Raw genomic sequence first — 25,709 nt, forward strand, 5'->3', positions numbered from 1 at the left:
CTAAATGTATTTTAGGAGCCTTAATCATATCACTAGGATTTAACTCAAAAACAGCCATACAACAATTATCTGAGAACTGAAAAATTCAGACCCCTAAAATTTTATATAATATAAAAGTGTAATATAATATGAATAATATTATTCTTAAATATTATTTATATTAATTGAATTATTAATTAGATTTAATAAATACAGGTATTAGCTTATTTGTAGTTTATTTTTACTAATAATGATTTTATCAAAAACTACATAATTATATGGATAATTGCTTATGCTATTATCTGAAATATTCAATTCTATATATAATTATAAACATTTCATATTTTAGAAATTTGTCTTTTATTAGTTTTATAAATAATATTTAAAAATAGTATTATATTAAATAATAGAGTTAAATGATTTAGTTATTAATTTAAAAAAAATTTTAAACCAAATGGTCTTAAATTATTTATATTTAATTTTAGGGGTATTATGAATAGAAAACCAATAACTAATATTGTTGAAATAATAAAAACTGACTTAAAATCAACAGTATCGAATCCTATAGTAACAATTGTATTGATTGCAATAATTATTCTTCCATCCCTTTATGCTCTTTTAAATATACTGGCATGTTGGGATCCTTATGAAAATACGGGGAATATTGAATTTGCAATTGCTAATTTGGATCAGGGTGCTTATGTTGAGGGCGATCATATTAATGTTGGTAATGAGCTTGTAAAGGAGCTTAAAAATAATACTAAATTTAAATGGACCTTCGTCTCTGAGAAAGAATTGCGAGAAGGTGTTTTTAATGGACGTTATTATGCCGGTATTGTATTGCCTAAAAATCTGAGTGAGAATGTTGTTTCGATTCTGTCGGATAATCCAAAACAGGCCGATTTAGAGTATGTTGTAAATATTAAATCCAATCCTGTTGCTACTCGGATAACTGATTCTGGTGCAAATACAGTTTATACATCATTGAATGCAAAAATTGTTCAAATTATTAATCTTGCAGCATATGATAAACTTGGAGAATTGCAGGCAGGTCTTGCACAGGGTGCTAGTCAATTAGCTAGTGGTGGAGGTCAACTTCAATCAGGTGCTAATCAAGTTTCCGCCGGAGCAAGTCAAGTTAAAACTGCTGCAGGTCAAGTTAAAAATGGTGCAGGTCAAGTTAAAAATGGTGCAGGTCAAGTTAAAAATAGTGCAGGTCAGGTTTCCTCGGGTGCCGGTCAAATCAAAAAAAGTTCTACTAAAGTTAAACAAGGTTCTACTAAAGTTAAAAAGGCTTCTGAAGAATTAGAATCTGCAGTGGATCCGTCTTTAATTCCTGATGGGCCTGTTAAGAAATATGCTGAAGGAAATTCGGAACTAGCAAAAGGTAGTAGTAGTTTGGCTGATGGTTCAGTTAAGTTAGCTAATGGTTCAGTTAAGTTAGCTGAAGGTTCAGTTCAGTTGGCAAATGGGTCTTCTCAAGTCGCTGGAGGAGCCAGTGAATTAGCTGATGGTTCTGTTGAGTTAACTGATGGTTCTTTAAGCCTTGCAGCAGGTGCAGAATTACTTGGAACTTCTGCAGCAGGTGCATTATTTGCGGCAGCTGGTGCGCTTGGATCATCTGCAAATCAACTTTCAGCTATCACAGGTGTTAATGAAACACTTATTGGGGATTATTTCTACTCACCAGTTAAATTAGATAGGCAAGAAATGTTTTCAGTTCCAGATTATGGATCTAATGTGGCTCCATTTTATTTAGTATTATCTATGTGGGTAGGTGCTTTAATTACCTGTGTTATGATAGAACCTAAATCAAGTGCTGGAACAAAGTATACGCCAACTGAAATGTATTTTGGTAAATTGATGCTATATGTTATATTGGGTATATTGCAATCTTGCGTAACAATAGTTGGAGCTCAAATATTGGGTGTTTATATTACTAATTACCCATTGTTTATATTTTCGGTCATAATGGTATCGGTAATCTTTATGATTTTAATATATTCAATAATTTCGGCAATTGGAACTGTTGGGGAAGGGATAGTAGTTATTCTTTTAGTTCTTCAGATTTCTTCAACTGGAGGGGTTTATCCAATACAAATTATGCATAATTTCTTCCAATCTTTATATTCGTATATGCCAATGACGTATGGAATAAATCTGGTACGTGAAGCCCAATTAGGTGTAGTATGGGGAAATTATATTCCTGCATTAATTATTCTTCTGATAATTGGCATTATAACGGTTATTGTATCAGTTCTTATTAAAACTAAAGCAGATAAAAGTTCAAAATACTTCCAAGAACGTTTGGAACAAAGTGGATTATTTTAGTTTAGCTATTAAAGTATAAAAAAATAATATGAGGGTAATAAAATGAGAAAAAGTTTATTGTTTATTTTATTAATTACTTGTATGCTATTTAGTTTATCTGCTGTTGTTGGAGCAGATTTTGGTGGAAGAGGAGATAATTCAGTTTCATCTAATATGGCTAACACTGATTTAAATGAGGTAGAAGATGTAAAGTTTTCTACTGGGGATGTTAAAAATGATGATTTAGATCTTTCTTCTGATATTAGTGGTGAGAAGGATTTAAGTCATTCTAATATTAGTAGTAAGGAAGATTTGGATTTTTCTTCTGATGTTGGTAGTAAGGAAGATTTAAGTCATTTGAATATTAATAGTAAGAAAGATTTAAGTCATTTGAATATTAGTAGTAAGAAAGATTTAGGTCTTTCTCCTGAAATTGTAAGTAATAGAGATTCATCTGTTTCAACGGGGATTAAATTATTAAATAGTACTACACTTAAAGGAAATTATGGAACTTTTACTGAATTACAATTGCTAATTATTGCAGCAAAAGATGGGGATGTCATTAAGCTTACACGTAATTATAAATACGATAATAAGTTTATCAAAACTGGAATTTTTATTAATAAAAATATCACTATTAATGGTAATGGCCATACGATTGATGGAAGAGGTATTGCTAGAATTTTCAATATTAACTATGGAAAACATTTCCATTTTTATAAAGTTATATTGGAAAATATTAAATTTAAAAATGGGCATGCTAAAATCTATGGTGGTGCAATATTAAACTTTGCAGATTTAACAGTTAAAAATTGTTATTTCACAAACAATTATGCAGGTACTGCAGGTGGTGCTATTAATTCTCTAGGTGCATTAAACTTAAAAAATTCTAAATTTAATAGAAATTCTGCAGGAGGAGATGCAGGAGCAGTTTTCTCACTAACCCTTAAAAAGGGTGCTGAATTCTATGAGGAATTTTTCAAAGATATTAACGCTACTGAAGATTTAAATCTTCTTTTTTCCATTATTATGAGTGCTGTTCTTGAACATGGAAAAGACCATATATCCAACTGTGTATTTACCAATAATGTCGCTAAAGGTACTGGTGGAGGAGCAGTTTATGCATTCTCCCATATTGATATTAGATCATCAACATTTAATTCAAATAAAGCTAAAAATAAGGGAGGAGCAGTATATGGATGTAAAAATTTATTTATTAAAAATTCCAAGTTTAATAAAAATAAAGTGTCCATGTATGGAGGTGCTATATTTTTCAAATGCCATGAACAATCTGGACATTATGTAAAAGGTAAATGGGTTTCCACTATTAGATATTATAAAAATTTAATTGAAAGCTCAACTTTTACATACAATGTTGCAGGTCAAAGAGGTGGTGCTATTTATGGATTTAGAACCTCTGATTCTGATAAAATTCACTGTGCAAAAGCAATAAAATGTACTTTTAGTAATAATAAAGCACCTAGCGGTAAGGATATTTATGGTGGAGTTCATAGAAAATGTGTTTATAAAAATACAAAAATCTATCTTAAAACCTTGATTGTTAAAAGATCTGCTAAAAATCTAATAATGCAGGCATCATTTAAAATAGGTTCTGCAGCACTTAAAAGCAAACTTGTTACTTTTAAATTCAATGGTATTGCTTATAAAGTTAAAACTAATTCAAAGGGCATTGCAAAAGCTAAGATTACTAGTAAAATATTAAGAAATCTTAAAATTGGTAATATAATTAATTATTCAGCTAGTTTTAATGGTGTTTCTGCTAAAAAAGCTGCAAAAGTTTTAAGGTAAATGCTATGCATTTACTCCTTTTTTTATTTTTTTTCACTAATCTTATTTTTAACATTAAAATTTAAATTATTTTATAGTAAATTTAATATATTATTCTTATCAAAGATTTTAATGAAATGTTTTTAAAATTAATATTTTAAGGTTATAAAAATGCATGAATTATCAATGGCTCAAGGAATTTTAGATTCAGTAATAGAAAATGCTGAAAAGAACAATGCTACTCAAGTTACAAAAGTTGTTATAGAAATTGGACGTTTAGCTATGCTTAACCCCGAACAAGTTAAATTTATGTTAGGTGTTTTAAATGAAGATACTATAGCAAGTAATGCTGAATTTGTCATTGAAGAAATTCCTGCAGAAATCAAATGTAAGGATTGTGATTTTGAAGGAGAAGCTATTATTGATGATCGTGATCATTATATGCCTGCTATCAAATGTCCTAAATGTGATTCTTATATGATTGATGTTATTAATGGTAAGGATGTTATTGTTAAAAATATTATTATTGATAAAGAGGATGAAAATTAAATAATATACAACTTAGCTTTAAAAGCTATTATTATTTTAAATCATAGTTTTAAAAACATTATTCAATTACTTTAAATACTATAAATTTTTTTTAAAATCAATTAATTTAGTAATACTTTTTATAGATTTTTTAAAAATTAGTAATACTTTATTTTCTATAGATAATAATGATTATATAATATATTAATTAATAATTATTATTAATATCTAATAATTTGCTTAACAGATTATTATGTTTTTAAATATTATTTTATGAAATCAATTTAATTAATAAAATATGAAATTTTATTTAATTTTTAGGAGTGATTAGATGCATAAAGTTGCAGATGTTACTGTTGCAGAGAATATAATGAAAGCTAATAATAAAATTGCTGAATTTAATCATAAATTATTTGATGGTTATAATGTTTTTTGTATAGATTTTGTAGGTGCTATTGGTTCTGGAAAAACTTCACTTATTGAAAAATATGTTGATGCTGTAGATGAAAAAGTTGGTGTAATGGCTGGAGATTTAATTAGTAAATATGATGCTGATAGAATTGAAAGTCATGGTGTTCCAGTTGCAGGAATCAGTACTGGGACTGAATGTCATCTTGATGCACATTTAGTTGAACATGGTCTTGAAGAATTAGATTTAGATTCTCTTGATACTGTTATTATTGAAAATGTTGGTAATTTAATTTGCCCAGTTGACTTCCAATTAGGTTCTCATATGAGAGTTGTTATTGTAAGTGTTACTGAAGGTGATGATACTGTTGAAAAACACCCTTATATTTTCCAAGATTCTGATTTAGCTATTATTAATAAAATTGATTTAGCAGATGCAGTAGGTTCTGATGTTGATAAGATGGTTGCAGATGCTAAAAAAATCAAACCTGATATTCAAGTTATTACTATGAGTTTAAAAGAGGGTATCGGTCTTGATGAATTTATAAATGCTGTTAATAAAGCTAAAGCAGACTATAATAAAGATAATTAAATTTTTATTTAATTATTTTATTATTCAATATATTCTTCTATTTTCTTAGATTCTTTTTTTATTTTTAGATCAATTTTTACTAATTTTTGGCTTTATAGAAATCCTTAGTTATATTGATTTTGAGTTAAACATTAAGGAATAAACTTTAATTAATTTCTGATTTTTTTCAAAAATTAACATATTAATAGAAAAAATTCTTTTTAATTTTTTTTAATTTTTAAGAGTGTCCGCCAAAATAGAATTTTTTAATAAAATCATTTCTTTAAATCAAGAAATAAGCATTTTAATAAATTTTTCAATATGAATTTTTGGTTTTTGGTGGACACTTTTAATTATTTTCAATTATTTAAATTGACTTTATTTATTTTAATTTTCACTAAAAGATTTAGGTATACCTAAACCTTTATATACTAAGAAATCAATACTATTATGTAAGAAGTTTAGGCATACCTAAAAATTATAATTACCTCTAAAATTTATCTCTCTTGAAAAATTGTTTTAAAATTATAGTTTTCGTTACACATAGATTATCTGCCAAAAAAATTATCTAATGCCTACTCTTCAAAGCTTGAATCAAAAGTATTTTAATAAAAGCCTTAAATCACACTCAAAATATTTATACTTTTGATTCACCTCATTTGTTAAAAAAATAGAAACTAAAATTAGAATTTCTCAATTTTATTTTAAATTTTGAAATATTTTCTAATTTTATTTCTTTTGCTGTTTTTTATCTATTTATATTTAATTTTTATATTATTCTCATAATCTCTTTTTAAATTTAATAAATAATTAATTTATTAATATAAATCAAATTATCAAATAAAAAAATTTAATCTTTTATATTATAAGTGTTTTTAAGCAAGATTTTAAAATTAAATATAAACATAAATTGTTTAAATATTAAAAGACAAACCTTTAATTAATACTAAAAGGGCTGATAAAAAGATGAAAATATGGATTGATATAACTAATGCTCCTCATGTCAGATTCTTTAAAGATGTAATTAAATATCTTATAAGTGAAGGTGAGGATGTAATAGTTACAACAAGAGATTTTGGAGATATACATAAATTAATGAATATGTATGATTTAGAGTATATATCTATAGGAAGTCATGGTGTTTCATTATATGAAAAACTAAAAACTTCAACAGAACGTGTTAATGAGATGATAGAAGTTGTTGCTGATGAAAAGATTGATGTTGCCGTTAGTAAGCATTCTATTGAGCTTCCAAGGATAGCTTATGGTCTAGGTATATCTAGTTTGTATGTTTTGGATAATGAACATGCAACTGCAGCCAATAAACTTACACTCCCTTTGTGCGATAGGATTATATCACCAAATGTAATAGATTTGTGGAAATTAATGCAATATGGTGCAGATCCAAATACCATTACAAAATACAATGGTACCAGTGAATTAATGCACTTTAAAAACTTTGAATATAATGAAAATATATTTAATGATTTAGGTTTAGAACTAGAATTTGATAAAACAATTTTTATGCGTCCTGAACCTTCTCTTGCTTCTTATTTAGATGCGGATTGTAATAAATCTGTTTTAACTCCTATTGTAAATGAACTTAAAGATTATGCAAATATATTAATTCTTCCAAGATTTTCAAGACAGGCTGAAATTTTTGAGGATATTGAAAATGTTACTATACTAGAACCACCTGTTGACACTTCCAGTATTATTAAAAGCAGTGACCTTGTAATAGGTGCTGGAGGGACTATGAATAGAGAAGCGGCTATTTTACAGACTCCTGTAATTTCATGTTATCCTGGAAAAACTTTATCAGTGGACCAGTATTATATTGATAAAGGTTTAATGTATAGATCTATGGATACAAGGGATATAATTACTAGTGCTTTAACTTCTATTGTTAACCCTGGAGAAAAAATAAATATTGAGCATGATGATTTGTTTAAACTTGTTGTAGATAATATTTATGACCTTGGAAGATAAGCTAATAATTCTATTAGCTTATTAAAATTTATTTTCATATTTTTTTTCAATTGTTTATGGATTCATATAAAACAATAGTTTTAATTATAATTAAAACAAATGAATAGATTGTATAAAAATTTTTAATATATAATATTGATAAATTTAAGTATATTTTAAACATAATATTTAATAATAATTTTAAAAAATAATTTAATGTTTTTTAAAATATTTCTTAAATTATATTATTATTAATTTAAATTATTTTAATAGTTTATAATATTAGTTTATTTAAAAAAATTATTCTTTTGTGATAAAAAATGTTACTTATTGCTGCAAATCATTTACAACTCATAATTGAAGTTGCAATTATATTAATTGCTACAATGATATTTATAATTAATTTAGTTCCTTTATCACTTAGTGTAGTTACATTTTTATCATTATTTTTATCTGGAGCATTTACTTTAATATTTGCTATAGATCTTGTTATGTTATTTGCATCTTTTGGACAAAATGAGTTTACACATCCATTTGGTCCTATTGCTCTTGCTAGTGTAATTACAGCTTTATCGTCGATGAAAGTAATGGAAGAATCGGGAGTGAATGTTAAGGGTCTAAAGAAAATAGTTTATATTTTACTTGCTGGAATCACCGTTTTTGGTGGAATGATGCACAGATCATTTTTAGTTCTTTGGATTGTAGGATTATTTATCGGATATTTGGTTATTGCAAAATCTTTCAGGGAAAAATCCATTTTAACTCCTAAAAGAATCATGCTTTTCGCAGGACTTGTGGTTGCTGCATTTGCTTTACTTCAGATATTTTCAATGATTTCAGGTATGGAAATCTTTTCACCTGTACTTAGGATGCAGAGAATTGAAACATATTCTGGAAATAGTCTTCATACTGTACTTTCAAGTTCTAATTTAATAGGGCATAATACTTCAGCTTCATTCTGGACTAATGACACAGCTACTGGATTTGCAGAAGGTTATATATCTTTACCAATGCAATTAGTATTGTTCTTTGGATTACCGTTCCCATTATTCTTTGGTACACTTGTTAACCAGAAAGATACTATTGATTATATGTTAAGCGGTATCTTTGGATATACATTTGACTTTGGTTACCTTGGCTTAATTGTTCTTATAGCATTTGTTTTAATTGTAATTGTTTTAGGTCTTAAAATATTATCCATCTACAGACAAAAAAGAGAGAAAAATAATAAAAAATATTTAGGTAAAGAAGTTCTTTTAATGGGATGTCTTTCCGGATTTATTGCTCAGTCTTTAGTTGGTTTATTTATATTTAATAGGACTATCAATGGTCTGGCTCTATTAACCTTCCTGTTTTTAGCAGCATCTGTTTTAGGCCATATTGTTACGGTTAAACGACATTAAGAGTTTTAAACTCTTTTCATTTCTTTTTTATTTATTAATTTTTCTTTATATTTCTATTTATTAGGTATTTTCACTTATTTTTATTAATTATCAATTATATTTAATAATAACCTTTATTTATTAATAAAAATATAATTAATATATTATTATTAATAATTTTTAAAATCATTTTGTCATGATTTGAAAATTTATAAAAGATAGGATGGTTTATAATGAAAGCATTATTATTATTAGGTTGTCCTGAAGTTCCTTCACAAACTCCAATGGCGATTTATGCAATAGATAAATTAACAGATATGGGTTATGATGTTACAGTATCTTCAAATCCTGCAGCTGCTAAACTTGTGAAAGTTTCAGACCCTAAAAAATATTATAAACATGAAAATGTTAATATTGATAATTTTTTAGATCAAGTAGAAGGCTCAGATTTTGATTTAATTTTAGGTTTTGTTCATAAAGATTCTGCAGCTACTTATTTCATTACTTATTGTACTTTAATGACGGATGTTAAAGCAATAGCATTAGTTTTTCAAAGAGATTCTTCATTGGTTGAAGAATATGCACAAATGGTTGCTCAAAGTACAGATGCAGAAATAATCAAATCTAAAGCATATCATAATCCAAATCCAATTAGGGTAAGTTTAGATAAGGCTTTAAATAAGTTAAAGGAAGAAAATAATAATTAAATTTATAATGATTAATAAATTTTAAAAAAGATTTTTATGGAGGCAAATTTATGTCATTTTGTTTAGATAATTATCTTCAGCAATCAGAGGATTATGAAATTTTACTTTCACAGTCTGGATTTAAAGAGTGTGCTGAAGAGATTCGTAAAAATTCAAAAGAAATTGTACATATTAATCCTGGTGAAAAAATATTAGGAATTAGACTTATTGGAGTTCCACCAATACCGGTTGGAATTAATCAGGATAAAAAAACAGTATGTATTACATATACTAAACCATGTAATGGTACATCTGCAATTGAACTTCCAGTTGAACAAGAAGATATTGACGAAATCTTAATGAAAAATATTGATTATAAACGTTAAGATCGATTTTTAAAAAATTTAATTATATTTAATATTATAAATTTATAAATAATCTCAAATGGAGGATTTAAATGTTAACTACAGTAGTTGGAAGTTTTCCTCATGAACTTAAAAGTCCAAACTCTTTTAATGATAAATTTAAAAATATTTTAGGTTCTTATGATCCTTACATCCAAGCTATTAAAGATATTGTTCTAAGCGAACTTAAAGCAGGTGTTGATATAGTAGCTGATGGAGGTATAAGGGAAAATATGAATATGATAAATTATTTTTCATCAAATATGCCGGGGATGAGTATTGAAGAAGGTACAACTGTAATTAACTCTAAAATTCGCCCTCCACGGGATGATATTACTATAAATGATATTAAAACTGCTGAACAAACTCTCAATGATTTTTTATCAGGGGCTGATTTAACAAGAGCGGAAAAAGAAAGAAAGGCCGTAAAAGCAGTTGTGACAGGACCTTCAACAATGATTCACTCATCTAGAATTGGAGCTTTTTATAAAAGTAAAGATGATGCTATACTTGATTATGCTAAAGCTTTTAATAAAGAGTTATCTTCAATTGAAAAGAAAACAAATGTAAAGTATATTCAGATTGATGAACCAATGCTTTCAGTAGGTATTGTAAATATGAAGATTGCATCTGAAGCTATTGATATATTGACAAAGGCCATAAAACTTCCAATAGCAGTTCATGCCTGCGGTAATTTATCTGAAATTTTTAAGGATTTAGCTGAATTTAATGTTGAGATTTTAGACTTGGAATTTGCTGGCAATGATGTTAATTTCAATATTATTAAAAACAATCTCTCTGATTTGGAAGGTAAAAAAATAGGATTTGGATGTGTGGATTCATCTGTTGATGCTGTTGATGATAAAGAAAGTACAAAAAAATTAATGACTGATGCTGTAGAATTACTTGGTAGTGAAAATATTTTATTTGATCCTGACTGTGGCCTTGGTAAATTAACTTATGATAATGCATATGGGAAATTAGAATTAATGTGTAATTTAAATAATGAATTTGGAAGATAATAATCGCTTTTTTTTAATAGAATTTTATGGAGAATATTTTATGGATGATTTTAAAACTATAATGGGAATATTTCTTAGAGGATTATTAATGGGTACCTCTGATATTATGCCCGGAATTTCTGGAGGAACAATCGCTCTTATTACTGGAATATATGATAAATTAATTGGTTCAATAAGTAATATTAAATTTATGTTCTTAAAGCCACTTTTAAAGGGTAACTCTTCAAAATTTAAAAAATTATTATTTGAAGAAATCGATTTTAAATTTTTCATACCTTTAATTTTAGGTATGGTTATTGCTATGGTTATGATGGCAGGAATCATAAATTTCCTATTAAATGATTATGCTGCTTTTACATATTCCTTTTTTGCAGGTTTAATTTTAGCATCAATATATATTCTCTATAAGCAACTAGATGCATTAAACATTAAAACTATTAGTATTACAATTATCTTTGCAGTTTTAGGATATGTTTTTGTTGGACTTAATCCTATTCAAGCAGCTCATAGTTTACCTATACTTTTTATTTCTGGTTTTATAGCTATTTGTGCAATGTTGCTTCCTGGAATTTCAGGTTCTTCAATATTGCTTCTACTTGGCCAATATGAATATATGATTGCAGCTTTACACAATCTTCAAATAATAGATATTATTGTATTTGTTTTTGGTGCAGGATTAGGATTTATGTCAATGAGTAGAATAATCAAATATCTTTTAGAAAACTATAAACTTGAAACTGTTGCAGGACTTATTGGTATTATGATTGGTTCTATGAGAGTTCCAATGATGCAAGTAGTTGGTACAGATTCTTCTAATTATTTAGTATGTTTAGTTATTGGCATTATTGGCATGGCCATTGTACTTATAGTTGAGACAAAATTTGATTATGAATTGATTTAATCTTTAAATGCTTTTATGAATTGATTTTGTATTTAGATAGTTTTATGAGTTGATTTAATCTTAAGATGGTTTTATGGAAGAATATTTTAATATTTATCAATGGCAACAATGGGCAGACAATTCTAAACATATGTTTAATGGAATTGTTGATGGAGGTCGAATAGGATTTTTACTTGATGGTTTTGATGATTCAATGGTTCTTTTAACTAAAGGTATAAATCGAGTTGATGTTTCATTGGTAGAGGGCCTTAGTGATGTTACTTTAAATAATTCTCATGCAGATATTGTCTTTAAATTATATCCTTCAGATGTTGAAGATATACTTTTAGATTATGATTTTAAAATTTTTAATGAATTACTTGAAAAACAACATATTAAACTTTATAATTTAATCGATTATGAAGAATTAGATTATAATGGTTTTGAACACTTCCTATCCAGACTTGGATTTTATTTTGGAGGAAGTCCTTATTGTGGAATTTAAATTAATTTATTAATTTTTTATTATTCTTAAATTATTATAATAATAAATAATATATTCTTAATTTAAACATTTTAAATTTAAGTTTTTAACTTTTATATTATTAATAATCAAAAGATTATATATTACAAAGTAAAAATATCTTATTAGTAAAAAAATTTTTATTATTGTCAAAAATTACAAATAATGGTAATAATCAAATTATAAAATAACAGAACTTAATAAAAATAGTTTATTTATTTAATTAGGTTAGGGTATTATGGTATATAAAATCGAAAATTCTGAAATAGCAGATTGTTGGGAAGATTTAGTTAAATTAGTTTATACTCATGGTAGTTTAGTTGATGATGAGAGAGGTTCAACTACTAAAGAATTATTGAATGTAGTCACTAAAATTAAAAATCCTTTAGGAAAACAAAGTAGTGGATTTTTTGGTTTAGGTGAGGAGTATAATACTATTGAAAATATTCGTTTTCCAGAAGGACATTTCTGGGCAGGGGATAGGATAACTACATATTCTGAGCAGTTTTTAAGTAGAGATAATCCTGGTTTTGTATATACTTATGGAAGCAGACTCCGTAATCATGAAGATTACTTGTCTGATGAGGTGGATGATGAAGGATATACTGGAATAGACCAAATTCAGGTGGCTATTGACAGGTTAAAAAATTGTAAAGAATCTCGTAGAGCTATTTCAGTTACTTGGGATCCACATCTTGATACTGTTAATGAGGAAGTTCCTTGTTTAATTTTAGTTGATTTTAAAATTAGAGGAGATAGTTTATATACTACTGCTCTTTGGAGATCACATGATATTTATGGTGCTTGGTTTCCAAATGTTGTTGGTTTAACTTATCTTGCTCAGCATGTTGCAAATGAAGTTGGTGTTAATGTTGCACCGATTACAGTTCACTCTATTAGTGCACATATTTACTCAACAGATTTTGATGATGCTGAAAAACGTTCTAAACAACAATAATAATATTATTACCGGGTTTTAGGATTATCTTTTTAAATCCTATTTTTATTTTGTTTTTAATTAATTATACTTTTAATATTTCTTTAATTTAGTTAGTTTAGTTTAGTTAGTTTCTATTCGGATTTTATTATTTTTATTCTTTTTTTATTTCAATTTTTTTAGACAATTTTACTATTATTTGGTGTTTTTTATTTTTCTATTTTTTTTGGACATTTTTACAATTAATAATTTCAGTATTTTTTATTGAAAAAATTTATAAATTAAAAAAATAATTTAATTAATATTGAATAAAATTTAAGAACGATTAAGTTATGTTAATTTTTTCAATTTCTATTTTAAACTATTTTGAGATTTTAGTTTATTATGTGTGATATTATGTGTGATAAAACTGGAATATTATTGCTTTCTCATGGAAGTAAATTAATAGATGGTGCTGAAGTAATTAATGCTTATAAAGATATGTATATTAAAAACAATCCTGAAGCTATTGTTGAAGTAGGATATATGGAAATTAGACAACCAGATATCCCTACTGCTTTTGAAAATCTTAAATCAAAAGCTGATTTAGATAAAGTTATTGTTGTACCTGTCTTTATTGCAAATGGGGTACATACTAAAAGAGATATTCCTAAAATTTTAGGTCTTGATGTTAGAATGGATGAGGAGGATGCACATAGTCATCATGACCATGGTCATGAACATCATCATGGTCATCATCACCATCATAAAATTGAATCTGTTGATTTTGATGGAGAAATTATTCTTGCTGAACCTTTAGGCGTTGATGAGAGAATTTTAGGTATAATCGAAGATAGGATTAATGAAGTAGATTAATTTTATTAATTAATATTCTGTATTTACATCAAAAATTTTATTATTAAGAGTTTATTATAACTCTTTATACTTTTTCATTTTTTAAATTCATCCTATTATATTTTATAATTTAATAATTTTTTTCTTGTTTAATGGAAATGTCTTTTATAAGTGTTTATTTGCTATTTTTTTTATTTTATTGTTCTGTAAACTATTTTTATCTTTTAAATGTTAATATTAATTTTAATACTTATTAAAGAGTTTATAATTCTTTATACTTTTTCTTTTTTTTAATTCATTATCATTAAATTTTATAATTAATATTTTCTTGATAAATTTAGAAATCTTATTTGTAAGATGTTGGTTTACTATTAATGATTTTATTATTTTGTGAATATTTCCTATTTTAAGGCCAATATTAATAATAAGTTATACCAATATTGCATTATTTTTTTATAAAACTAGTCCATAAATTATTTAATAGTTAAAGTTTAATATTAACATTAATAGTTAAAAGTAATAACACTTATTTTATAAAATATAAAATTAAATTAAATTAAATAATTAATCATTAGGATGTATTGTTTATGGATAATGAAAATACTGCTGTTTTATTATTAAGTCATGGGAGTAGTCTTTCATATGCTAAAAAGGTATTTACTGAAATTTGTGATAAATTCATAAATAAAACAGGTCTTGACAGTGAGGTAGGTTATATGAAGGTATCTAATCCTACTGTTTCTCAAGCAGTACATATATTAAATAATCGTAATCCTAACTTAGACCATATTATAGCAGTTCCAGTATTTCTTGCAGATGGTATTCATACAACTATTGACATACCTATTATGTTGGGAAAAGAACCTCTTAACGCAGATCCTCGTTTAAAAAATCCTAATTCTAAAATTGATTATTTGGAAAACCTTGAGGAAATTAACTTTAATGGCCAAATAGATTTAATTAGGCCCATAGGTCCTAATCCAAAACTTATTGATATAATTAATAATAGGGTTGAATCTAGTTTATCAGAATCTAAATTACCAAATAATACAAATACTGGAGTTTTACTTATTTGTCATGGTAGTAGATTAAAATATAATGAGGAATTTATCAGCAATCTTCATATCCAATATGCAAAACAAAGTAAATATATTTCTAATTTTGGGTTTATGGAACTTGTTGAGCCGGATATTCCTACCTCTGCAAATAACTTAATTGAAAAAGGTATTAATAGATTAGTTGTTGTACCTGTTTTTATAGCTCCTGGAATTCATACAAAAATAGATATTAAAACTATTTTAGGTCTTATTCATGAGGAGGATCATGATAAGAAAGTTCAAAAAAAGTCTAATAATAATACTAGTTCTCAAAATATTTCTATTGGTCAGATTATTTTAGAAAAAGATTCAGACCATGAACATAAATATGATGAAACCCTTGAGTTTGATGGTGAAATTTTATATTCAAATCCTATAGGTGCTGATGATATTTTAATTGACATTTTAGATGAAATGGTTCAAAATGCTTTAGTTAATATTGATTAATATTTCTTATTTTTTAGATGATTGTTAAAAGCTAGTTAATACTATTAATTATATTTTACTTTTAGATGATAACTCATAAGCTTTAGTTACAATAATTTACATATCTTATTTTTTCTTTAAATTTATTATTCTGTTTATAAATAAAAAAAGGATTTAATAGAAAAACTAGTTTCTATATTCATGTTTAAAGTCTTTATCATATAATTTAGATGGATTGAAGTCAAATGTTCCAATTGCATCTCCAACTATTATCATAGAAGTTTTTCTAAATCCTGCTTTTTTAACTTTTTCTGTAATATCTTCAAGTGTACCTCTAACTATTTCCTCATCTGGCCATGTTGCTTTTTTAACGACTGCTACTGGTGTGGTTTTCTCATAACCTACAAGTAATTCATCTACAACGTCTTCAATCATTCCAACTCCTAGAAAGATACACATTGTTCCATGATGTTTTGATAGGCTTGATAAACTTTCTCCTTCAGGTTTTGGTGTTCTTCCTTCGGGACGTGTGATAATAACCGTTTGTGAGATTTCAGGTAATGTAAGTTCACTTTCAAGTGTTGCTGCAGCACCAAATACTGAACTTACTCCAGGTATTATTTCATATTCTATATCTAATTTTTTAAGTTCTCTTATTTGTTCTGCTATTGCACCATATATTGATGGATCTCCGGTATGTACTCTTGCAACAAGTTTTCCTTCATTTACACATTTTTTTATTGCTTCAATTGTTTCATTTAAATCCATTGATGCACTATTGTAGATTTTTGCATTATTTTCATTATATTCTAATATTTTTGGGTTTACTAGTGAACCTGCATAAATGATTACTTCAGCTTTTTGAATTACTTTATATCCCTTTAGTGTTAAAAGTTCAACATCACCAGGACCTGCACCAATAAAAACACATTTACCTTTCATTATTATCACAGTTATTTTTTTTATTTTATTTTAATTAATCATTATTTTAATATAATTATATTATTTTTTTTGAATTTTTTTATTATTATTAAATTTAAAATAATTTTAAATATTTAATTAGTATTTGAGTATTAATTTTTATATACTATATTAAGATTATGTTTTTTAAAAATAAAAAGAGTAAGAGTTATTGTTAACTCTTAATATTAAACTATTTTATTGTTTTACAGCAATTATTACCTTTTTGCTTATTTTGTTGTAGTAAGTGTTTGCTGGGACTGTTATAAGTCCAGTGTATCTTCCTTTTTTCTTAAGGTTTGTTATTTTAAAAGTTGCTTGACCTTTACTATTAGTTTTAACACTATAAGTTTTACCATTAACTTTTAATGTAACTTTAGTGCTTTTAAGAGGATGGTTTTTATTGTCTTTAAAGTTTACAGTATATTTTTTTGTTTTTACTTTTAGTTTATAGCTTGTTGATTTTGCTGTTATTTTTGGTGTAGCTTTTTTCACTGTGACTTTTACTGACGCAGTAGAGTTACTATATAAATCTGATCCTTCATATTTGATTTTAGCATTATATGTTTTTGGTGCAAGTGTAGCAACATTAATTTTAACTTGTCCATTACTATCAGTTGTATATTTTTTACTACCATCTAAGTTCACTGTTAATACTGCTTTGTTTATAGTTTTACCATTTTGATCTTTTAATGTAACTACTAAATTTTTATCTACATTATAAATAGTACTTACTGGATTTGCAGTAATTTTACTTGCTAATTTAGCTGTAAATGTGGTTTGGTTTGTTGCTTTTGTGTAGTAGTCGTTTTCTGCTGTTTCTATAGTTACATTATAGATGCCTTCTTTGGTAGGTGTGAATTTACCATCAGTTATTTCTTGGCCATTTACTTTGATTGTAACTGTTCCATTACTGTTGGTAGTGTAATTTATTGTTATTTCTTTTCCTAGGATAACGTTTGTAATAGGGCTTATTTCAACGGTTGTATTTGCTTTTGAAACGTTAATGGTTGTATTTATTGGTGTTACTTCTGGATATAATGGAAGACTTAACTCAGCAATATATTCGCCAGGTTCTAAATCTACAATCCATCCTTCACCTGTTAAACCATAAACGGTAGTGTATACTACATTGTCTTTATATATGTTAATGGTAGTATTAAATCCATCAAATATCCTGTCTTTTGCTGTTAAGTTGAATTTTAATCGTCCCCCTGATTGGTAAGATGATGTGTATTCTAATGCATTTATTGTAGCAGGAATAATGGTTGTCTGTTCATAATCATTATTAGTAAATATACATAAAACAGCCTCACCCTTATACATTGCTCCGCCTACATCAGCTGTGTTATTAGTAAATGTACAGTTGTAAGCATTTCCATTCCGCATTGCTCCACCATATCCTCCACTGTTTTGTGTAAATATGCAGTTGTATGCATCACCCTCGTGTATTGCTCCACCATATATTGTAGCAACATTTTGTGTGAATGTGCAATTGTAAGCATTACCCTCGTGTATTGCTCCACCATCCTCTTCTGCATTGTTTGTTGTGAATGTACAGTTGTAAGCATTACCCCCATATATTGCTCCACCAGAATTTGCTTGAAAAGCATTTATGAAATTAATATTGTAAAAATTAACACTAAGATTTAAATTGGATACATAGAAAATTCTTGCCATACTGCTACCATCTAATGTTACTCCTGCCCCATAAATCGTTAAGTTACGATTTATAGGAATACCATCTGGAAAATCATGGTCTAAATCTCCATAAAATGTGTAATTGGTGGATAAGTAGATTGTAGAATTAGAATTATCATTAATAGTTTTATTTAAGTCAGAAAAAGTAAGTGGATTTTCATTTACTGTTGTTGTTTTATCTTTTTTAGAATTACATTGCTCATTATCATTGTTTGTTTCTAAATTAAGTTCACAATTATCTTTACTAGTTGAAACATCATCATATTGATTATTTGTTTCTAAAATATTTTTATCATTATCCGTATTAACTACATTTTTATTTGAAGTATTTTCTGTTCCATTTATTGCTGAAATACTTAAAATACAAACAAGAAACAACAATGCTAATACATATATGCTTTTATTTTTCATTGTGCAATGTCCACATCTATTATTATTAATACAATTACTATGTCATATCAAATAATAAACTTTTTCATTAAAAAATAGGTTTTAGAATTAAATTAAATTACAAAATTCTAAAATAAAATAAAAAAATAAAAATTATTACTCTTACTCTAAAACATAAAGATATTAAGAATATTCCATGATCTACTTCAAAGGAATTTGAGACTTTATAACTCTGTTAGTCTTTAATATCATTTATATTTTATTATATATTTTTATCTTATCAAATATACTCAATAATCTAAGTTATCTATGCATACTTTTCGATTTAACAGAATTTCATATCTCTTAAAAAATGTATTATATATTTTATATATTAAGATTTTTATTTTAAGTCTAAAATAATATTTTAATTACTAATTATTTTTAATTTTTAAAATAATTTTAATATTAATATTTAATTTTAATTTAAGTATTAATTTAATTTTTAATAATAAAATACTTAATATTCACACTATTAATTCTATTTATGGATCGTCTTGTGGGAACTATTAACTCTATTAACTCAAAAATTTTTACAGATAAAAAAGCAGTCATATCTATGGATTTTTTATTTTCATTTTTTATTTTAATAATCCTTTCAACGATTGTCTTTGGATTTGTTTATTCTAATCTTTCAAATATTTATTCAGATAATGAAAATATAGAAGAAAGATTAATTTTAGATAGTCTTGCAAGTGAAATTAATAAGGTAAGTTCTAAAGATTCAGGTTATTCAACTGTTATACATTTAAAATCAGAAGTTTTCGGATATCCTTATTATATTCGTGTTAATAAAAATACAATAACTCTTTATGATAATTTTAACCGGGCAGATGCCCGTATTTATCCGATTATTATTAAAAATAAATATGGAAATTCCTTATCCTATATAAATTTATATTCTGGAAGTGATTATAAGGTTTCAAAAGAAATGAAGAATAATCAGACATTTATTCTATTTGTTCAAATATCTTAATATTAGTTTTAGGTCTTTGTTTTATTTTTTTCATTATTTTATTTTTATTATTATTTTATTTTAAGATAGTAATTGTTTTTTATTTTTTTTTAATCAAAATTAATTAAATCAAATATGGGTTATTATTATGGATGATAAAGGTCAAATTACAATGGAATTTTTATTTTTATTATCTTTAATGATAATAATCATTATATGCACTGTAAATTATGTATTCCAAGAAAATGAGATTAACATGGCACTTAATGCTGCAGAAAGTGGTGCATTGGAGGGGGCTGTAGTTGATAGTGTGTCTGTTTATACAATAAATGAATATTCTCAAATAAATTCCAATAAACAATTAACTCATCCTAAGACTGTTAAAATAATTAATATTTCTTATGTTTTCATTGGAAATGATAGTTCTTTAAATAAACCTACTATTAGAATTCAAGTTACAGCAAGTTCTAATGAGAAACTTTCTGAAATTGAAAAGGCTAAAATGTCTCAAAAAATCAATACTCGTGTTAGAAGAAGTATAGTCTATGCCTTTCATAATGAAGATTCAACTGATGTTGGTAATTATTATCAGTGCTATTCTGACAATTATGCTTATTTGACTAATGATGTTATTTGGGTTTAAATTTTTTTGACTAAATTTTAAATATAATTTTTAAATTGATGGTTTTAAATAGGTATTATGTTTATAAAATTAAAAAAATAGAATATACTCCTTAACATAAGAATTTATAAATAATTGATGACTTTAATAGATGTGAGATTTATAAAATTTAAAAAATAAGAAATAAGCATTAACTTAAGTACTTTATAATAAATAAAAGTTTAGATTAAGGATATTAAAAAATATTAAACATTATAATATAAATGATCTTTTAACATGAAAATTCTCTCTACAGATGCATTACCTGTAATTATTGGCATGTAAATTGTAACGAGTATTCCAACAATACCAAAAATAATTCCAATTATCCAAATCATTTTCACTGCATTTGTTTCTTTTTCAGGATGTCTTAAAACTAACCTTATAAGGGATTTAAATCCTTTTTCAGGTTTTACTAATTCATCATTTTCATTTAATTGTGTAGGTTGTTGTTCTGTTCTGTTCATTACACCTGCACTATAGAACTTTAATGCTGCATCTATAATGTTTGGTAACATAATTATAAAGGCAACTAATTTTATCCTTCCAATTAAAGCTATTGCAGCTATGTTTGCACCAATGATGAGGGTTCCAGTATCACCGGGAAATACTTTTGCAGGTGCTTTATTAAAGTGTAAGAATGCTATAAGTGCTCCTAACATACTCATACTTAATATGGTTACATCATATTTTCCAAGAATAATACAACAAATTGTAAGTGAGGTCATTGAAATTACTCCAAGACCAGATTCTATACCATTTAATCCTGCAAGCATATTAGTTAAATTACTTGCAATTGAAACAATAATAGGTATTGAGATCATATATAATATACCAACTCCGGATGGTGCAATCCATACAAGAGGAAGACCTGCTATAAAAAGAAGTATTAATTTTTCTTTACTTTTAAGTGCAAGTAAATCATCTACTATTCCAATTATACCTACAAGCAGTATTACAACAAGAACAACAGATAGTTCATAAGATAATGTTGGATGTAAAATAATTCCTATAAAAATACCTATAATAACACCAAAAAGTATTCCTAATCCTCCCATCTCAGCAATTATTGGTTTAGTACTTTTATGAATATCTTTTCCTACAATATTTGCTTTTTCAAGTCTTTTAATCAAATGTGGCATTAACCATATGGTTAATAGCCATGAAACTAATCCACATATTAATGCAATTATAGTTAATGGAATGTATGGAACAATATATGACATTTTTTTATCCTCTTAATTTCGAATTATTATATATTGTATTTAATTTAATTTAATTATTTTTATTAATTTTTTCTATTGTAAAAAAATTTAAATTAATTTATTTTATTATTTTCACCAAAGGCTTTAAAAAATTAAAACTTGTTTCAATTTCTTTTTATTTTTATTTTTATTAGAATTTTATTAATCTAGATAGTTATCAAAATTTATTATTTCAATTATTTTATTTTTAGTCAATTTTATATACTTTTAAATTTATATTCATATTTATAATTTTATTTAAATTTGATTTTGTAGATATTATTGATTATTTTTCATTAATTATTAACATGATTATTTTTTACTTTAATATTTAGTCATTAATCGGTTTTTATATTCTTTAATCTATTATTATTTATTTGCTCTTGCAAGTATAATATGAAAATCTTTAATCTATTACTATTCAACTATTAGGATGTATAATATGAAAAAGAAAAAAATAGTATTTGAGGATTTGAGTACCTCACTTGTCAAACATATATTTGGATTCCGTTTTAAAACAGCAAAATTAACTAGACAATCCAATATACTCAATAGAATTATAACTAGAATCTTATTTGAAAAGGATGGTGTATTTTTTATTCCTAATGATGATAGTGTTGCAAATATCATTAAAAAGATTGAAGAATCAGAGGAAGATGTTGATAAACTCACACAAGAAGTAATTAATAATAAGAATAAAAATTCCAATGAAAAGGATAATATAAATATTAATAACAATGATAATAATGAGGATATGCCAATAACGGTTAATGAAACTATAGAAATTAATGAAAAATTTGATACTCCTCAAGAAATAGTATTTCCAAGTGATATAATTAAACAAATTATTAGAAAAGCAAACCACATTGTTATAATGAATAAATGTTTATGTCGCTCAAGTGCAGATTGTAAAGATTATCCTCAAGATTTAGGATGTATATTTATGGGTAATGCAACAAAAAAGATTTCTCGTAAATATTGTCGTGAAGCTACAGTTGAAGATGCAATTGAACATATTGATAAATGTAATAATGCAGGACTTGTACATATTATGGGTAGAAATAAAATTGATGAGCTATGGTTAAATGTATCACCTGGTGAAGAATTATTAACACTTTGTAACTGTTGTCCATGTTGTTGTTTATGGAGAGTATATCCTAATTTAAGTGACAGTCTCCAAAATAATTTCTTTAAACTTCCAGGTATTGAAGTATATACTAATTATGAAAAATGTGTTGGCTGTGGTATCTGTGCGAATATTTGTTTTACAGAAGCTATTGAAATTGTAGATAAAAAAGCAGTTATTGATACAGAAAAATGTAAAGGTTGTGGACAATGTAGTAATAAATGTCCAAAGAATGCTATAACTATTGATTATCAAAACCTTAATGTTGTTGATGTTTTTGATAAGATTGATAGTCTGGTTAATATTGAAAACTAAGCTATTTTTTTTTATTTTAGAATGATTGTATGTTAAGGTATAAAACTTTTTTTAAAACTCCATTAATACCTAATTTTAAATATAAACAAAGAATTTATTTAAAAAATATAATTTTGACACACCATATTTTAATAAATATATTTTATAACAAAGGTTTTGGCAAATAACTTTTATCTTGAGGATAATTTGCAGTACTTAAGTCTTCACCAATTTCTTTGAGGTGATTATCTAATAATTCTCTTCCTCTTTCACTTCCCGCATAGATTGATACAATTTTTCCATAATAGTATGCATTTTGCTCTTGTGCAACTTCCCGTATATGTTTTGATGCACATCCAGTAATAATGTCTCCGTATTCGAAACATTCCTCTGCTAATTCTCTTGAAATACCTGTTGTATGTGCAATTAATAAAAATAAATTTATAGATTCAGGTAATTTCATTTCTGCTATTTCCTTTACTATTGGACCTCCAAGTAAGGTTACTGCAATATTTTTATATCCCTTTTCAATAGCAAATTTTATTCCTGCAATTGGATCTAAGTTTGCAGTTTCTGGAAATAATACATTTTCTTTTCCTACTTTTTCTATAATTTCTGGTAGAGGACTTGTACTTACAAGTCCTGAAACTCTTCCTCCTACTCCTTGTACAATTTCAGGTTTTTCCATAAGTAATGTTCCAACACCATCACATGCTCCAACAACTACATCAATTTTTTTTAACCTTATATTTGTTGAAAGTATTTCAGATATTCCTACTGCAACAAGTGTATCTTCTTGACTTACTTCTCTTTTCTTAGTACAGTATCCAAAGTGTTTCATTCTAAAGTTAATATTTTTTTTAATATTTTCTTTAGTCAATTTTTTAATCCCATGGCCTTTTTCAAATATGGGACAGTTTTCAATTTTAGGTTCTGTTACATCTGTAATTTTTCCATTTTCTATTGTTATCTTAGAACTTAATGCTTCTATAACGTGTTTGTCTTTTATCATTAAATCACTCTCATTTTTTATTTTTTATTTATTCTACTAGTTATTCTTCTATTTATTCTATTTATTCTATTCATCTATTTATTCTATTCATCTATTTATTCTATTCATCTATTTATTTTATTCATCTATTTATTCTATTCATCTATTTATTCTATTCATCTATTTTATTCTATTCATCTATTTTATTCTATTCATCTATTTATTCTATTATTTTATTATTTTATTTCTTACTATTTTGAATATTTTTTAATTCTCTTACAAATTTTAATTTATTTTTATCTTTTTAAATTATTTTTTTAATAATTTAGATATATTTTAACTATTGTTATATTTATCTATTTATATATTATTTTTATCATTTTATAATTTTTGTCCAAAATATTTTTCATTATTTTTTTATAAATTATTATTAGATTAGCTATTTTTTTAAATTAGAAAATAATAATCCTTGATTTTCGTAGATATTATAATTAATTTTTTCTAAGATTTTTTTTTAAATTATATAGGATTGAATAAAACAAATATAACAATATTAATATATATTCATTAAAAAATATTTTATTTTAATTTAATTTAAAAAAAATTTTATTTAACTTTATTTTTTTATATATGTGATATTTTCCATATCCATATAAAAATAATAATTAATTAATTTTAATATTCTCTTATTAGCTATTATTTTATAATTACTTTTTTTATAAAAGTCTATTTTTACCTTAAACTTTTAAATATTCCCATATTTTGGGTATTTATATTATGTTTATAAATTTTCTAAAATTTTTTATAAAATTTAAATTATGTTCAAATTTATTTTAATTTTTATTAATTTTTTAAATATTATTCATTAATATTTTTTTAAACTTTTGTATTACTTTTTAGGCCTTTTTTTAAAATTTTAATAAAAACATTTGATTTTTTATTAAATTATGTATAATTTATTATAAACTTATAAAAATATTAGTAAATAAATAATTTTAAATATATTAAAAGTAAATTGATATATTATATTAATAAACGTTATATTAATTGTTATAAATCAAATAACTGATAATTATCAAAATCATTAAAAAAATTAATTTATTTAAGGGCAAATATTAAATATTTTTTTAATACAATTCTTAAAATTATATTTTTTTTTAAAAAGATTAGTGTATAAATAAGTATTATTTAATATTAGTAATATTGCAATATTTTCAAATAATTTTTGTTATTGTTAAAACATTGAGTAAAGTATGTACTATATGTTATTGGCGTTGGTTTAAGTCAATATGTATAATCAACATTATGACTATGATGACTGTTTTTCCACATATAGTAAAATTTTATTTATGTTTATAATTAATCAATATTTTATTGATTTATTATCAATTATTTTAATGAGGACCCAATACTAGTATTGGGTGTGATGTTGGTTTAGTAGATGTGGTGATATTTGATTGTTATTAATTATGCAATTAATTGTGTTATACTCGTCTATATTCTTTATGTGTACTTCGAACTATTTTTTTATGGTTTTTTATGTATTCTGTCAAATCTGTTTGATCCTGGCAGAAGCTACTGCTATTGGGATTCGATTAAGCCATG

The 25,709-nt window shown here is 25.3% G+C and carries 21 protein-coding genes; 17 read left to right on the forward strand and 4 right to left on the reverse strand.

All coding sequences use genetic code 11. The annotated features are described in order from the left end of the window. Positions 1–471: 471 nt before the first annotated feature. The 14 genes from QZ146_RS01085 to cfbA (QZ146_RS01150) all read left to right on the forward strand — a co-directional run bounded on the left by QZ146_RS01085 (position 472) and on the right by cfbA (QZ146_RS01150) (position 15,764). Positions 472–2,310 (forward strand): YhgE/Pip domain-containing protein, encoded by a 1,839-nt coding sequence (locus QZ146_RS01085; RefSeq protein WP_295721623.1) that lies wholly within the window; start codon positions 472–474, stop codon positions 2,308–2,310. Between the two features lie 42 nt (positions 2,311–2,352). Further along, the gene (locus tag QZ146_RS01090) at positions 2,353–4,098 is read left to right on the forward strand and encodes a hypothetical protein (protein ID WP_295721625.1); all 1,746 of its coding nucleotides are present in this window, start codon (positions 2,353–2,355) and stop codon (positions 4,096–4,098) included. Between the two features lie 150 nt (positions 4,099–4,248). Beyond that, entirely contained in the window at positions 4,249–4,626 is a 378-nt protein-coding gene (gene hypA, locus QZ146_RS01095) for a hydrogenase maturation nickel metallochaperone HypA (protein WP_295721627.1), read from the forward strand. Positions 4,627–4,936: 310 nt separating this feature from the next. After that, on the forward strand, positions 4,937–5,605 hold the full coding sequence (gene hypB, locus QZ146_RS01100; protein WP_295721628.1) for a hydrogenase nickel incorporation protein HypB: 669 nt from the start codon (positions 4,937–4,939) through the stop codon (positions 5,603–5,605). Positions 5,606–6,550: 945 nt separating this feature from the next. Next, on the forward strand, positions 6,551–7,573 hold the full coding sequence (locus tag QZ146_RS01105; RefSeq protein WP_295721631.1) for a DUF354 domain-containing protein: 1,023 nt from the start codon (positions 6,551–6,553) through the stop codon (positions 7,571–7,573). Positions 7,574–7,872: 299 nt separating this feature from the next. Then, positions 7,873–8,955 (forward strand): hypothetical protein, encoded by a 1,083-nt coding sequence (locus QZ146_RS01110; RefSeq protein WP_295721633.1) that lies wholly within the window; start codon positions 7,873–7,875, stop codon positions 8,953–8,955. A 212-nt stretch (positions 8,956–9,167) separates the two neighbouring features. Then, entirely contained in the window at positions 9,168–9,641 is a 474-nt protein-coding gene (locus tag QZ146_RS01115) for a DUF1890 domain-containing protein (RefSeq protein ID WP_295721634.1), read from the forward strand. 50 nt (positions 9,642–9,691) lie between these two features. Then, the gene (locus QZ146_RS01120) at positions 9,692–10,006 is read left to right on the forward strand and encodes a DUF1894 domain-containing protein (RefSeq protein ID WP_295721636.1); all 315 of its coding nucleotides are present in this window, start codon (positions 9,692–9,694) and stop codon (positions 10,004–10,006) included. Positions 10,007–10,077: 71 nt separating this feature from the next. Continuing rightward, complete coding sequence (locus QZ146_RS01125; RefSeq protein ID WP_295721638.1) at positions 10,078–11,046, forward strand: methionine synthase; 969 nt, start codon at positions 10,078–10,080, stop codon at positions 11,044–11,046. 88 nt (positions 11,047–11,134) lie between these two features. Beyond that, positions 11,135–11,947, forward strand: coding sequence for a DUF368 domain-containing protein (locus QZ146_RS01130; protein ID WP_295721660.1), 813 nt, complete (start codon positions 11,135–11,137; stop codon positions 11,945–11,947). Between the two features lie 73 nt (positions 11,948–12,020). Then, positions 12,021–12,431, forward strand: coding sequence for a hypothetical protein (locus tag QZ146_RS01135; RefSeq protein WP_295721640.1), 411 nt, complete (start codon positions 12,021–12,023; stop codon positions 12,429–12,431). A 256-nt stretch (positions 12,432–12,687) separates the two neighbouring features. Then, complete coding sequence (locus tag QZ146_RS01140; RefSeq protein WP_295721642.1) at positions 12,688–13,407, forward strand: thymidylate synthase; 720 nt, start codon at positions 12,688–12,690, stop codon at positions 13,405–13,407. A gap of 375 nt (positions 13,408–13,782) precedes the next feature. Continuing rightward, complete coding sequence (gene cfbA, locus QZ146_RS01145) at positions 13,783–14,241, forward strand: sirohydrochlorin nickelochelatase (protein ID WP_295721644.1); 459 nt, start codon at positions 13,783–13,785, stop codon at positions 14,239–14,241. Between the two features lie 566 nt (positions 14,242–14,807). After that, the gene (gene cfbA / locus QZ146_RS01150; protein ID WP_295721646.1) at positions 14,808–15,764 is read left to right on the forward strand and encodes a sirohydrochlorin nickelochelatase; all 957 of its coding nucleotides are present in this window, start codon (positions 14,808–14,810) and stop codon (positions 15,762–15,764) included. A gap of 165 nt (positions 15,765–15,929) precedes the next feature. Here the strand turns inward: cfbA (QZ146_RS01150) and cobM are convergent, their stop codons facing one another. Both cobM and QZ146_RS01160 read right to left on the reverse strand, forming a co-directional pair. Then, positions 15,930–16,685 (reverse strand): precorrin-4 C(11)-methyltransferase, encoded by a 756-nt coding sequence (gene cobM / locus QZ146_RS01155; protein ID WP_295721648.1) that lies wholly within the window; start codon positions 16,683–16,685, stop codon positions 15,930–15,932. Between the two features lie 216 nt (positions 16,686–16,901). Next, positions 16,902–18,815 (reverse strand): hypothetical protein, encoded by a 1,914-nt coding sequence (locus tag QZ146_RS01160; protein ID WP_295721650.1) that lies wholly within the window; start codon positions 18,813–18,815, stop codon positions 16,902–16,904. Between the two features lie 505 nt (positions 18,816–19,320). Between QZ146_RS01160 and QZ146_RS01165 the strand changes: the two genes are divergently transcribed. Both QZ146_RS01165 and QZ146_RS01170 read left to right on the forward strand, forming a co-directional pair. Further along, a complete protein-coding gene (locus QZ146_RS01165) occupies positions 19,321–19,809 on the forward strand; it encodes a hypothetical protein (RefSeq protein WP_295721652.1) in 489 nt (162 codons plus the stop codon). Between the two features lie 127 nt (positions 19,810–19,936). Next, positions 19,937–20,431, forward strand: a complete 495-nt coding sequence (locus QZ146_RS01170; RefSeq protein ID WP_295721653.1) for a hypothetical protein — start codon at positions 19,937–19,939, stop codon at positions 20,429–20,431. 224 nt (positions 20,432–20,655) lie between these two features. Here QZ146_RS01170 and QZ146_RS01175 read toward each other — a convergent pair whose 3' ends face one another. Further along, a complete protein-coding gene (locus tag QZ146_RS01175) occupies positions 20,656–21,675 on the reverse strand; it encodes a multidrug transporter (RefSeq protein WP_295721655.1) in 1,020 nt (339 codons plus the stop codon). Between the two features lie 460 nt (positions 21,676–22,135). Here QZ146_RS01175 and QZ146_RS01180 point away from each other — a divergent pair, with 460 nt between their 5' ends. Then, on the forward strand, positions 22,136–23,134 hold the full coding sequence (locus tag QZ146_RS01180) for a DUF362 domain-containing protein (RefSeq protein WP_295721657.1): 999 nt from the start codon (positions 22,136–22,138) through the stop codon (positions 23,132–23,134). Between the two features lie 142 nt (positions 23,135–23,276). Here the strand turns inward: QZ146_RS01180 and QZ146_RS01185 are convergent, their stop codons facing one another. After that, complete coding sequence (locus QZ146_RS01185; protein WP_295721659.1) at positions 23,277–24,125, reverse strand: methanogenesis marker 8 protein; 849 nt, start codon at positions 24,123–24,125, stop codon at positions 23,277–23,279. Positions 24,126–25,709: the final 1,584 nt, after the last annotated feature.

This window comes from uncultured Methanobrevibacter sp., assembly GCF_905235195.1.
Lineage (GTDB): Archaea > Methanobacteriota > Methanobacteria > Methanobacteriales > Methanobacteriaceae > Methanarmilla.